At 65.3% G+C, this 11,894-nt stretch carries 11 protein-coding genes; 3 read left to right on the forward strand and 8 right to left on the reverse strand.

Features of this window, described 5'->3' with window-relative positions; translation table 11 throughout:
* Positions 1–38: 38 nt before the first annotated feature.
* Complete coding sequence (locus ACTEK7_RS01790) at positions 39–266, forward strand: hypothetical protein (RefSeq protein WP_225147132.1); 228 nt, start codon at positions 39–41, stop codon at positions 264–266.
* Positions 263–556: a type II toxin-antitoxin system RelE/ParE family toxin gene (locus ACTEK7_RS01795; RefSeq protein WP_109143630.1), complete on the forward strand. Its 294-nt coding sequence runs from the start codon at positions 263–265 to the stop codon at positions 554–556. The genes ACTEK7_RS01790 and ACTEK7_RS01795 overlap by 4 nt, the downstream gene beginning before the upstream one ends.
* 102 nt (positions 557–658) lie before the next feature.
* Here ACTEK7_RS01795 and ACTEK7_RS01800 read toward each other — a convergent pair whose 3' ends face one another.
* From ACTEK7_RS01800 to ACTEK7_RS01810, 3 genes are all read right to left on the reverse strand, one after another.
* On the reverse strand, positions 659–862 hold the full coding sequence (locus ACTEK7_RS01800) for a hypothetical protein (RefSeq protein WP_109143631.1): 204 nt from the start codon (positions 860–862) through the stop codon (positions 659–661).
* 158 nt (positions 863–1,020) lie between these two features.
* Positions 1,021–1,644: an HAD family hydrolase gene (locus ACTEK7_RS01805; RefSeq protein ID WP_225112522.1), complete on the reverse strand. Its 624-nt coding sequence runs from the start codon at positions 1,642–1,644 to the stop codon at positions 1,021–1,023.
* 28 nt (positions 1,645–1,672) lie between these two features.
* The gene (locus ACTEK7_RS01810) at positions 1,673–2,806 is read right to left on the reverse strand and encodes an alpha-hydroxy acid oxidase (RefSeq protein ID WP_225147131.1); all 1,134 of its coding nucleotides are present in this window, start codon (positions 2,804–2,806) and stop codon (positions 1,673–1,675) included.
* 304 nt (positions 2,807–3,110) lie between these two features.
* On the opposite strand from ACTEK7_RS01810, the gene ACTEK7_RS01815 reads away from it, so the two are divergent.
* Entirely contained in the window at positions 3,111–4,445 is a 1,335-nt protein-coding gene (locus tag ACTEK7_RS01815) for a S41 family peptidase (RefSeq protein ID WP_225125221.1), read from the forward strand.
* 81 nt (positions 4,446–4,526) lie between these two features.
* On the opposite strand, the gene ACTEK7_RS01820 is transcribed toward ACTEK7_RS01815, so the two are convergent.
* From ACTEK7_RS01820 to ACTEK7_RS01840, 5 genes are all read right to left on the reverse strand, one after another.
* Positions 4,527–7,259 carry a bifunctional diguanylate cyclase/phosphodiesterase gene (locus ACTEK7_RS01820; protein WP_225147130.1) on the reverse strand — a complete coding sequence of 911 codons (2,733 nt, stop codon included), beginning with the start codon at positions 7,257–7,259 and terminating at the stop codon, positions 4,527–4,529.
* Between the two features lie 176 nt (positions 7,260–7,435).
* Positions 7,436–7,969 carry a cyclic pyranopterin monophosphate synthase MoaC gene (gene moaC / locus ACTEK7_RS01825; RefSeq protein WP_225147129.1) on the reverse strand — a complete coding sequence of 178 codons (534 nt, stop codon included), beginning with the start codon at positions 7,967–7,969 and terminating at the stop codon, positions 7,436–7,438.
* Positions 7,969–8,790, reverse strand: a complete 822-nt coding sequence (gene trpC, locus ACTEK7_RS01830) for an indole-3-glycerol phosphate synthase TrpC (RefSeq protein ID WP_225147128.1) — start codon at positions 8,788–8,790, stop codon at positions 7,969–7,971. Before trpC ends, moaC begins: the two co-directional genes overlap by 1 nt.
* Positions 8,791–8,798: 8 nt before the next feature.
* Positions 8,799–9,812: an anthranilate phosphoribosyltransferase gene (trpD, locus tag ACTEK7_RS01835; RefSeq protein ID WP_225147127.1), complete on the reverse strand. Its 1,014-nt coding sequence runs from the start codon at positions 9,810–9,812 to the stop codon at positions 8,799–8,801.
* Positions 9,813–9,826: 14 nt separating this feature from the next.
* Complete coding sequence (locus tag ACTEK7_RS01840; protein WP_225147126.1) at positions 9,827–11,725, reverse strand: SurA N-terminal domain-containing protein; 1,899 nt, start codon at positions 11,723–11,725, stop codon at positions 9,827–9,829.
* Between the last annotated feature and the right edge of the window lie 169 nt (positions 11,726–11,894).

Here is an 11,894-nt window from a genome sequence, read left to right on the forward strand (position 1 = left end):
CACTTCCTTTTGGTCTCGACCCGGCTTATCTTCTGCCAATGACAGAACTGCTCGACAAGGCGCTGAAGGCCGTGCGGCGGCTTCCTGCGGATAGCCAGGACGAGATTGCACGCGCCATGTTGGCGTTGAGCGACGCCGGAGAGGAGGCTGAGGAAGTCGATCCCGGTCATCTTGCGGCGGTCCTCGAGGGGCTCACGCAGGCGAACCTCCGGCAATTTGCGTCTGACGCCGAGATCGAAGCCGCCTTTCGCCGCTTCGAGCGATGAAGCTCAGATTTACGCAACGCGCGGCCAAGGATCTGATTGAGATTGCCGATTATGTTAGGGAGCACAGCCCCAAAGGCGCATTGCGCGTGCGCGCTGCGATCCTTGAATCCCTTCGAGATCTTGTTCGCTTTCCGCAACTTGGACGACGGCAGGAGGTCGAGGGCGTGCGCAAGCTGGTAACGCGGCGGTACCGTTACCTGGTTTACTACCGGCTGGAGGTAGAGGCCGGCGAAATCGTCGTTCTTGCGATCAAGCATCCCGCACAGGAACGCGAGCACTCTGACGTCTGAGCGGGCTCAACTCCGCCGCGGCATGATGCGGAAGGCGAGACAGACCGGAACGAGGATTGCCATGGCAAGGACGAGAATGACGAGCGCCACGGCCAACATCGTTCAACGCCCCGTCGGATCGCCCGGACTGAAATCCGCGACGTCGGGCGGCTTGGGACCCTGATCCTTGTCCGGCAGCGGGTCCGCCTGGGATTTTAGGTCGGCGGCCTTGCTGATCAGCTTGGCGGAGAGGTCAGAATCCGAGGTGGTTCTGGCGAATTCGAGCAGGAGAGAGGCTTGCTTGGTGAGATAGGTCTTGCCCAGCACGTCGATCAGTCCAATGTAGAAGTTCCAACGGACTCATGAGTCCGAAGGGTGGTATTCCGTTCCCGGAACTCTGTATAAAAATGCACAAAGTGATCAGGTTCCACATCTTCAGCAGTTTTTGTTCCGGCAAGTGAGCGCGCTCCGGGCTTTCCCGCGGCTCAGATTCCCAGTGCTTTCAATGCGTTCCCGACATCACGCGGCGAGGTGACATGCACGGCGGTCAACCCGCGCGCCCGCGCTCCCTCGATGTTCTCGGCGAGGTCGTCGAAGAACACGATGCGCTCGGCCGGCACGCCGATCGCCGCCACGACATGGTCGAAGGCCTCGGCATCCGGTTTGCGCAGGCCGATGCTGGAGGACAGATACAGCTCGCGGAAATGGCCGAGCAGACCGGCATATTCCTTCGAGAAATAGTCGACGTGCGGCCGATTGGTGTTGGAGAAGGCATAGAGCGGCATCTGCTTCGCCGCCCGCGGCAGCAGCTCGGCGATATCAGGCATCTCGCCGGCGAAAATCGCGTTCCAGCCTTCCAGGAATTGCGCATCCGAGATGCCGATCCCGAGCGAGGACCGCAGCGAGGCGAAATAGTCCCCATCGCTGATCTTGCCCATCTCGTGCAACCGGTAGGCCTCGTCGCGCACATAGCGCGCGATGATGGCCTCGGGCTGGCAGCCGGCATGTCCCGCCCAGCAGGCGATCGCCTTGGAGAAGTCGATGTCGAGCACAACGCGCCCGAGGTCGAACAGCAGCGCATCCGCGCTGCCGGGAGAGAGCGATGTCATTGCGTCCTTTTCACTTCGGTATGGCGCGTCAGTAACGATAGGGCTCGTGGTCGAACAGCGGGAACGCGCTGAACACGCTGGGCGCGTTGGTGGCGGCCGCCGGATGCAGGCAGGATTTGTCGAGCTCGGCGAATGAGGTGGCGCCCAGGAGGCCGAGGCAGCGCAGCACCTCGTCTTCGAGCAACTCCAGCATCCGCGCGACGCCGGCTTCGCCGGCTGCCGCCAGCGCCCAGCATTGCAGCCGGCCGATGCCGACGAGGTCGGCGCCCGCCGCGATCGCCTTGACGATGTCGGTGCCGCGGCAAAAGCCGCCGTCGACCATGATCCTGGCGCGGCCCTTCACGGCGTCGACGATCTCCGGCAGCACGTGCATGGCGCCGCGGCCGTGGTCGAGCTGGCGTCCGCCATGGTTGGAGACGTAGATCCACTCGACGCCGTGATCGAGCGCGATCTGCGCATCCTCGGCCGTGGCGATACCCTTGAGGATCAGCGGAATTTTGAACGTGTCCTTGATCATCTTCACGGTCCGCCACTCCAGGCCCTTCTGGAAATCGCCGCCGGTGGCGCGCAGGCGGCTCTCGCGAACGTAGCGCTTGGCGATGTCACGTTCACGACGGCTGTAATGGGCGGTGTCGACGGTCAGGCAGAAGGCGGCATAGGCGTTCTTCTCGGCCCGGCCGACGACGTCGGCGACGAAGGCATCGTCGCCGCGGACATAGAGTTGATAGAGACGCAGTGCATCGGGGGCAGCCTCGGCGGTCGTCTCGAGGCCGGGCTCGGACACCGAGCTCAGCATGTGCGCCGCGCCGAACCTGCCCGCAGCGCGCGCGACGCTCGCCGCGCCATCCGGATCGAAGATCTCGAGTGCGCCGACGGGAGCCAGCACCACCGGCAGACGCAGCTTGCGGCCGAACTGCTCGACGCTGCCATCGATCCTGCGCACGTCGCGCAGCACGCGCGGGCGGAAGGCGATCTCGTCGAGCGCCATGCGGTTGCGCCGCATCGTGGTCTCGGTCTCGGCGGCGCCGATGATGTAGTCCCAGGCATTCTGGTTGAGGTTGGCGCGCGCCTTCCGGATGAACTCGTGCAGGTTCTGGAACGGCTCGTCGCTAGCGCCGAGCTCGACGTTCCGTTCCGGCCGGATGCGGGGCGCTTCATTCATTGTTGTCCTCCCGAGAATTTGAAGTCTTGTCGCCATCGCCTATCGCGTCCGGCCCTCCAAAACCATCCTAAAATCGCATAGCTGCGAAGCGTGGGCGGCCCGGACCGGTGTCGTGTTGCTTCGAAACAGTTTCGGAACGTTGCCAAAAGTTTAGGCCAAGGCGAAGGGATTTCTTCGGTGTACCCGCCAGCGCGGCATCCCGGCCTTGAAGAAACCAGAATGGTATTGTGAGAGATGGACTGGATCGCCATTTGCATGGCGTCTCCCAGCCTCAAGAGAAACGCCAAGCACAAAAGGCACCTTCATGCGGAAAACCCTGCTGTTCCCCCTGGGCACGCTCACGGGAGCGTGCCTGACCCTTCTGGTAGCCAGCCCGCAGGGCGGCGTATGGGCAGCGCGGGCGGCAGTGAGTGCGGGTGATGCTTATTCCCAGCTCAATCTGTTCGGCGCGGTGTTCGAGCGGGTCAAGGCCAGCTATGTCGAGAAGCCGGACAATGCCAAGCTGATCGAGGGGGCGATCACCGGCATGGTGACCTCGCTCGACCCGCATTCGCGCTACATGAACGCCAAGGCCTGGACCGAGATGCAGGAGACCACCTCCGGCGAGTTCGGCGGGCTCGGCATCGAGGTCACGATGGAGGATGGCCTCGTCAAGGTCGTCTCGCCGATCGACGACACGCCGGCTTCGAAGGCCGGCATCATGTCCGGCGACCTCATCGGCAAGATCGACGGCGAGGCCGTGCAGGGCATGACGCTCGAGCAGGCGGTCAACAAGATGAAGGGACCGGTCGACACCAAGACCAAGCTGACCATCATCCGCAAGGGTGCGGATGCGCCGCTCGAGGTTGCGATCACGCGCGAGATCATCCATGTGCGTCCGGTGCGCTTCCGCGTCGAGAACGGCGACATCGGCTATATCCGCATCACCTCGTTCAACGAGCAGACCGCCGACGGCCTGAAGAAGGCGATCGCCTCGGTCTCCAAGCAGGTCCCGCCGGAGAAGCTCGCCGGCTACGTGGTTGATCTGCGCAACAATCCGGGCGGCCTGCTCGACCAGGCCGTGTCGGTGTCGAGCGCCTTCTTGCAGCGCGGCGAGGTCGTTTCGACCCGCGGCCGCAGTCCGGAAGAAACCCAGCGCTTCACCGCCCATGGCGGCGACCTCACCAAAGGCAAGCCGATCGTGGTGCTGATCAACGGCGGCTCGGCCTCGGCCTCGGAGATCGTTGCCGGTGCGCTGCACGACCACAAGCGCGCGACGTTGATCGGCACGCGATCGTTTGGTAAGGGCTCGGTGCAGACCATCATTCCGCTCGGCTCCGGCAATGGCGCGCTGGCGCTGACCACGGCGCGCTACTACACGCCGTCGGGCCGCTCGATTCAGGCCCAAGGCATCGCGCCCGACATCGAGATCCTCCAGGACGTGCCGCCCGAGCTGAAGGGGCGGATGGACACCATGGCGGAATCCCAGATGCGCGGGCATCTGTCGGCCGACGGCACCGAGCAGACCGGATCGCAGTCCTACGTTCCGCCGGAAGAGAAGGACGATAAGGCTCTGCACGCAGCCTACGACTTCCTCCACGGCGTTACGGCAAATGCCGTCGCTGCCAAGCGCGCGACGAAGGCTGCAGTGCCGAACTAGATCTTACGACGTTCCGGATCATGTTTCGCCCGGGAGCGGAGGACCGCTTCCGGGCGATTTCGTTTCCAGCGCCGTTTCGACCTAACCGACCTCGCGGCGGCGGCTCTCGCTGCCTTCGCGCCGGGCGAGCCGGCTGCGGTGCAGCGCGAACAACTCCAGCATCTTGTCGGCGGGCTTGGCGGCGCTGAACAGATAGCCCTGCATCTCGGAGCAGCCGAGCGTGCGCAGCAGGCGCCGCTGCTCCTCGGTCTCGACGCCCTCGGCCGTCGTGGTCATGCGGCGGGCGGCCGCCAGGTTGACGACGGCCTGAACGATGCTGGCGGAGCCGTCGGGACGGGCGATGTCCTCGACGAAGCAGCGGTCGATCTTGATCTTGTCGAACGGGAAGCGGTGCAGATAGCTCAGTGACGAGTAGCCGGTGCCGAAATCGTCGAGCGCGATGCGCACGCCGATGGCGCGGAGCTGGTGCAGGATGGCAAGCGCGGCATCGTCGTCGCGGATCAGGACTGCCTCGGTGATCTCGAGCTCGAGCCGGCTCGCCGGCAGGTTCGACGCGGCGAGCGCCGCCATGATCTTCAGTGCCAGCGTGCCGCTCTTGAACTGCACCGGCGAGACGTTGACGGCGAGGCGGATGTCGTCGGGCCAGCTTGCCGCGTCCCGGCACGCGGTCGCCAGCACCCATTCGCCGATCTCGTTGATCAGGCCGGTGTCTTCGGCGATCGGGATGAAGTCGGCCGGCGAGACCCAGCCGCGCTCGGGATGGCGCCAGCGCACCAAAGCCTCGCAGCCGGTGATGCGGTCGTCCTTCAGGCCGAGGCAGGGCTGGTAATACACCTCGAGCCCACCCTTGCGACCGCCTTGTGCGATGGCGTGGCGCAGGTCGCCCTCGAGCTGGCGGCGTTCGCGGACCTTGGCGTCCATGTCCGGCTCGAAGAAGCGGTAGGTGTGGCGTCCGGCGGACTTGGCCGCGTACATTGCCATGTCCGCATTCTTCAGGATCTGGTCGAGCGCCGTGCCGTGCTCCGGCGCCAGCGCAATGCCGATGCTGGCGTCGCTGGTGAGATGATGACCCATGCAGTCGAACGGCGTGCGGATGGTTTCGAAGACGCGTGCGACGAGCTCGTTGACCTGATTCAACGACGTCACCGCGCCCTGGACGATGGCAAATTCGTCGCCGCCGAGCCGCGCCACGAAGTCTGTCGGGCCGGCACAGCGGCGGAGGTTCGTCGCGATCGATTTCAACAGCTCGTCGCCGACGAGATGGCCGAGCGCGTCGTTGACGCCCTTGAACTCGTCGATGTCGATGTAATGGATCGCGACCTGCTCGCCGTCGCGGACTGCGGCCAGCTCCTGCCGCAGATGCTCGTGGAACATGGCACGGTTGGGCAGGTCCGTCAGCGCGTCGTAATGTGCGAGGTGGGTGATGCGCTCCTCGATGCGACGGCGCTCCGTGATGTCCTCATGGGTCGCCACCCAGCCGCCATCCGCGAGCGGTTCGTTGAGGATGTGGATCGAACGGCCGTCGGCGGTATCGACCACCATGGAGTTGCGGAGATGGATGTCCTTCAGGACACGCGCGACGTAGGCATCGACGTCGCCGGTGAACGAGCCGGTTGTCTTGCGATGGGCGATGATGTCGCGAAAGCTGCAGCCGGGCTTCACGATCTCGGCCGACAAGCCGTACATCTCGATGTAGCGCTGGTTGCAGACCACGAGCCGCTGCTCGGAATCGAACAGCAACAGGCCCTGCGTCATGTTGTTGACCGCGCGGTCGAGCCGCTGCTTCTCCAGCGTCAGCTGTTCGCGCGAAAGGCGGTGCTGCTCCAGCAGCTTGCGCACGACGGCAATCAGCACGCCTGCGATCGCGAGCGCGGAAGAGGCTGCGATCGAGATCAGAATGCCGATCTGCTCGCGCCAGTCAGCCAAGGCCGCTGCGCGCGTCGTGGTGGCCATCACCAGGATCGGGAAGTGGGGCAGGGCACGGGAGGAGATCAGCCGGTCCTCGCCGTCGACGGGGCTGTTGAAGCGGCCGGCGAAATGATCGAGCCCGAACACCCTTTGATGCTCGAACGGTCCGGTCTTGAAGTTTCGCCCCATCAATTCGCCGGACTGCGGATAGCGGGCGAGCAGTGTGCCGTCGCGATGCAGCATCGAGATCGTCGCGCCTTCGCCGAGCACCACGGAGGCGAAGAATTTCTCGAAATTGGCGGGTTCGATCCCGCGTCCGACCACGCCGAGGAACTCGCCGCGTGGCCCGACGACCCTCCGGGCCACCAGAATGGTCCACGCACCGGAGACGCGGCTGTGCAGCGGCTCGATCAGGACATCAGGCGCATTGGGATCGTACTTGAAGGTGCGGAAGTAGGCGCGATCGGCGACATTCACTTTGGGCGTCGGCCATGCGGTCGACGAATTGATCAGATTGCCTTCGGCATCGATGATGTTGAGGCCGCCCATATAGGGCAGCGCCTCGATCTTCGACCGCAGCATCCGGTGCACGTCCTCGCCCGAGAGGCGCTTGCGATACTCCTCTCCGGAGGTAATTCCGGTGGTGCGGACGTAGTCGACGAAACCCTTCTGGATGACGGCGAAGTCCTGCAATTGCTGATCGAAATGATGAGCAAGCAGCAGCACGGTGTTTTCCAGCTCGCGGCCGGAATTGCGCAGCGCCCGCTCCCGGAAGTTCTGCGCCATCAGGACCGAGCCTATGGCGATGGCCGCGATCAGCAGCGTGCCGCCAACCACAAGCCAGCGGATCGGGCCGCTGCGCACGAAGACCTGGTCAAAGAGACGACTGCCGAATTTCATCTTCATGCTGGATCGTTGCCGCGCACACGTCAGGATCAATTCAGGACCCCGAGAACATCCGTTGGTTTACGGTGGCGGTGTGGAAGTAAAGTTAGGAAGCGCGGTTAACGAGACGTGAATACCCGCGCGCAAAAGCAATCCATGCGCGCGGCGCGAAAGTGGGGCGCTAACGCAAGCCCGCGTCAGGCGCGGTAATGGCCGGATTTGCCGCCGAGCTTCTCGACCAGATGGATGCCCTCGATGCGCACGCCGCGCTCGACGCCCTTGATCATGTCGTAGATGGTGAGGCAGGCGACCGACACCGCCGTGAGCGCCTCCATCTCGACGCCGGTCGGTCCCGTCACCTTCACGGTGGCCCGTACCACGCAGCCCGGCAGCTTGGCGTCAGGCTCGATATCGACAATGACCTTCGACAGGGCGAGCGGATGGCAGAGCGGGATCAGCTCCGAGGTGCGCTTGGCGGCCATGATGCCGGCGATGCGCGCGGTGCCGAGCACGTCGCCTTTCTTGGCGTTGCCCGACACGATCAGATCGAGCGTCGCCTTGGTCATGACGACGTGGCCCTCGGCGACCGCCAGCCGCTCCGTCGCTGGCTTGTCCGAGACGTCGACCATCCGCGCCTCGCCGGAGGCGCCGATATGGGTAAGGGCCGGCCCGGCCTTGGCTTTGGCCGGCTTCGTCTTGGCTGAAATGGTCTTCGCTGGCTGGCGCGCCATCAGCGCGCGCCTGTGGCGCGCGCGCTGGCCTCGCGCGCGAGCAGCGCGCGCGTCGCCGCCGTGACGTCGGCCTGCCGCATCAGGCTCTCGCCGACCAGGAACGTCGACATGCCGACGCGCTCGAGCCGGGCGAGGTCGGCGGGCGTGAAGATGCCGCTCTCGCCGACCATCAGCCGGTCCGAAGGGATCAGCGGCGCCAAGGCCTCGCTGGTCGCGAGCGTGGTTTCGAAGGTCCGAAGATTACGGTTGTTGACCCCGATCATCGGCGAGCGAAGTCTCAGCGCCCGGTCGAGCTCGGCGCGGTCATGGATCTCGATCAAGACGTCCATGCCGTAGGCGAGGGCGGCGTCTTCGAGGTCTCTTGCCGCGGCGTCATCGAGCGCCGCCATGATGATCAGGATGCAGTCGGCGCCGTGTGCGCGGGCCTCGACCACCTGATAGGGATCGAACAGGAAATCCTTGCGCAGCACGGGGAGCGAGGTTGCTTCGCGCGCGGCTACCATGAAGTCGAGATGGCCCTGGAACGAGGGCGTGTCGGTCAGCACCGACAGGCAGGCGGCGCCGCCGGCTTCATAGGCCTTTGCGAGTGCCGGCGGGTCGAAATCGGCGCGAATGAGTCCCTTGGAGGGCGAGGCCTTCTTGATCTCGGCAATCAGCGCGTAGCCGCCCTTGGCGTGCTTTGCCTTGATCGCGCGCAGGAAGCCGCGCGGCGCGGAGGCGGCCTTGGCCTGCGCCTCGACGGTGGAGAGCGGACGCGCTCGCTTCGCCGCCGCGATCTCCTCGCGCTTGTAGGTCTCGATCTTGGTCAGGATGTCGGACATGCGGGAGTTCAGCTCTTGGAGACCGTGACCAGGTGCTTCAGCTTCGCGTTGGCTGCGCCGCTGTCGATCGAGCGAACGCCGATCGCGACGCCCTCCTTGAGGTCCTTGGCGCGGCCGGCCACGACCAGCGCGGCGGCTGCGTTGAGCAGCGCCACGTCGCGATAGGGGCTCGGCTTGCCGTCGAGCACGCTCTGCAACGCGATCGCGTTGGCATCGGCGTCACCGCCTTTGAGCGCACCGGCCTCGCAACGCGGGAGCCCGGCTTCCTCCGGCGTCACCTCGAAATTCCGGATCTCGCCGTTGCGGAGCGCGGAGACGAAGGTCGGGCCGGTGAGGGTGATCTCGTCGAGACCATCGGACCCGTGCACCACCCAGGCGGAGTCGGAGCCGAGATTCTTCAGCACCTGCGCCAGCGGCTGTACCCATTGCCTGGAGAACACGCCGACCATCTGCCGTTTCACGCCGGCCGGATTCGACAGGGGACCGAGCAGATTGAAGATCGTGCGCGTGGCGAGCTCGACCCGGGTCGGGCCGACGTTCTTCATGGCGGGATGGTGGGCGGGGGCGAACATGAAGCCGATGCCGCATTCGCGCACGCAGCGGCCGACCTGCTCCGGCTTGAGATCGATCTTCACCCCGAGCGAGGCCAGCACGTCGGCGGCGCCCGAGCGCGACGACAGCGCGCGGTTGCCGTGCTTGGCCACGGGCACGCCGGCGCCCGCGACGATGAAGGACGCGCAAGTCGAGACGTTGACCGAGCCGGAGCCGTCGCCGCCGGTGCCGACGATGTCGACTGCCTCCGGCGGCGCCTGCACGGTCAGCATCTTCGCGCGCATCGCCGCGACCGCGCCGGTGATCTCGTCCACGGTCTCGCCGCGCACCCGCAGCGCCATCAAGAGCCCGCCCATCTGCGAGGGCGTGGCCTCGCCGCTCATCATGGCATCGAAGGCGGAAGCGGCTTCGTCACGCGACAGGCTAGCGCCGGTCGCCACTTTTCCAATGATCGATTTCAGGTCGTCCATCGCGTGCTTTCAACTCACTGGTTCGCGCCGGTCACCTGCGCGAAGGCGGCCTGATTAATGGTGGTCCCGATGTCGGTTTCAAGCTTGTTGACGTAGGAAGCGACCTGCTCCTCGGTTTGGGCGCGGTCGAGGCTCTCCTTCAGCTTCTTGACCGCGTCGGAGGCAAAGTCGACCGCGGGATCGACGATGTCGGTGACGCGGAACACGATCACCTCGCTGCCGCCGCTCACGGCCGTCTGTCCGATGCCGTCCTTGTCGGTGCGGAAGGCCGCCGCCACGACGGTGCCGGGCACGCCGACGGGCGAGTCGTCGCGCTTGAAGCCGCTCGCGGTCTCGACCTTGGCGCCGACGGCGGTGGCCTCGTCGGCGAGCTTGCCGCCCGCATCGAGCTTTTGCACCATCTCGGTCGCCTTGGCCTTCAGCTTGGCGGCGATCTGGTCCTGGCGCCATCGCGCCTCGACCTGATCGCGGACCTCGTCGAGATTGCGGTCGCGCGAGGGGGTGATGGCGAGCACGTCGTACCAGACATAGCCGCCTTTGAACGAGATCGCGTCGTTGTCGACGCCGACATCGGTGTTGAAGGCCTGCGATACCACGTCGAGGCCCTGCGGGATGCTGGCGACCGGCTGGCCGTTCGGGGCGCGACCGGAGCGGTCGACGGCCTCGATGGTCACGGCGGTGAGGCCGAGCTTCTGCGCCGCGTCGATCACGCTGGAGCCGCCGCCACGCTCGTCTTCCATCTTGTCGCGGAGGTCGGCGACCTTGACGCGTGCACGCTCAGTCGCGATCTCGCGCTTGATGTCGCCGGCAAGCTTGGCGTAGTCGGCCTCGGCGCCCGGCTCGATCTTGTCGACCCTGACGATCGCGACGCCGAGCCCGCTCTGGATCGGCTGGCTGATCTCGCCGGCAGGCAGCGCGAACGCGGCATCGCCGACGGCGGGCGCGAGCGAAGACTTGGTCACAAGCCCCAGGTCGACGTCGGAGGCGCTCAGCCCGCGTTCCTTGCCGATGTCCTCGAAGGACGTCCCGCCGACGAGGCGCTCGCGAGCGGCCTGCGCTTCGGCAACGTTCGGAAACACGATCTGCTGGATCTGGCGCTTCTCAGGCGTGCCCAGCCGATCCTTGCGCTGCTCGAACATCTTCTTGGCGTCCTCATCGGAGACCTCGGTCCATTTGCCGATTTCTTCCGGCGAGACCACGACAAAGGAGATCTTGCGATATTCGGGCGCGCGGAACTGGACCTTGTGATCCTCGAAATAGGCGGCGAGCGCCTCGGGCGAGGGCGGGTCGATCGGACCGGCCTGCGCGGCGTCGAGCCGGACGAATTCAATCGAGCGTTGTTCGTTCTGGTAGCGCGTCAGGACGTCGACCATGGCCTTCGGGGGCTCGAGGCCGGCGCCGACCGTGCCGGTGATCTGCCGGCGCAGCGATACCTTGCGCTGCTCGGCGACATAGCGCTGCTCGGTGTAGCCGAAATTGCGGATCAAGGCTTGGAAGCGATTGGGGTCGAAATTGCCGCCGATACCCTTGAAGTTGGGGTCGTTCATGATGAGCTGGCGGATCTGCTCGTCGGATTGGCCAAGGCCGAGCCGGCGCGCCTCTTCGTCGAGCGCGGCCTCGGCAATGGTCTGCTGCAGCACCTGGCGGTCAAGGCCGAACGCGCGCGCCTGGTCGGGCGTCAACGGACGGCCGAACTGGCGGCTGATCTGTTGCAGGCGGTCGGTGTAGATCTGGCGGAACTCGTTGAGCGAGATCTCGGTGCTGCCGATCTTGGCGACCGTGGACTGGCCGAAGCCCTTGAAGATGTCAGCAATGCCCCAAATGCCGAAACTGATGATCAACACGCCCATCACCACGGCCATAACGATCTTGCCGAGCCAGTTCGATGAGGCCTTGCGTATTCCTCGGAGCATTTGGTCCAACTTGTTTGGTCAGGAAGGGGAACGGAGCGCGTCTTAATGCAGATTCCGCAAAAGCGCGTCACCAAATTGATAGATCATCATAAAGTGGCGGCTTTCCCCCCGCAACCTCGCCTCGGGCAACCGCTTGAAGCTGCGGCGAAAGGGCCTCTGGTCTCTGGAA

The organism is Bradyrhizobium sp. JHI2711 (genome assembly GCF_056156565.1).

Bases quoted from the DNA above. Each gene is read 5' to 3' on its own strand.
- ACTEK7_RS01840 (WP_225147126.1), bottom strand. From the start codon at position 11,725: ATGCTCCGAGGAATACGCAAGGCCTCATCGAACTGGCTCGGCAAGATC.
- trpC (WP_225147128.1), bottom strand. From the start codon at position 8,790: ATGTCCGACATCCTGACCAAGATCGAGACCTACAAGCGCGAGGAGATC.
- ACTEK7_RS01815 (WP_225125221.1), top strand. From the start codon at position 3,111: ATGCGGAAAACCCTGCTGTTCCCCCTGGGCACGCTCACGGGAGCGTGC.
- trpD (WP_225147127.1), bottom strand. From the start codon at position 9,812: ATGGACGACCTGAAATCGATCATTGGAAAAGTGGCGACCGGCGCTAGC.
- ACTEK7_RS01795 (WP_109143630.1), top strand. From the start codon at position 263: ATGAAGCTCAGATTTACGCAACGCGCGGCCAAGGATCTGATTGAGATT.
- ACTEK7_RS01820 (WP_225147130.1), bottom strand. From the start codon at position 7,259: ATGAAGATGAAATTCGGCAGTCGTCTCTTTGACCAGGTCTTCGTGCGC.
- ACTEK7_RS01805 (WP_225112522.1), bottom strand. From the start codon at position 1,644: ATGACATCGCTCTCTCCCGGCAGCGCGGATGCGCTGCTGTTCGACCTC.
- ACTEK7_RS01810 (WP_225147131.1), bottom strand. From the start codon at position 2,806: ATGAATGAAGCGCCCCGCATCCGGCCGGAACGGAACGTCGAGCTCGGC.
- ACTEK7_RS01790 (WP_225147132.1), top strand. From the start codon at position 39: ATGACAGAACTGCTCGACAAGGCGCTGAAGGCCGTGCGGCGGCTTCCT.
- moaC (WP_225147129.1), bottom strand. From the start codon at position 7,969: ATGGCGCGCCAGCCAGCGAAGACCATTTCAGCCAAGACGAAGCCGGCC.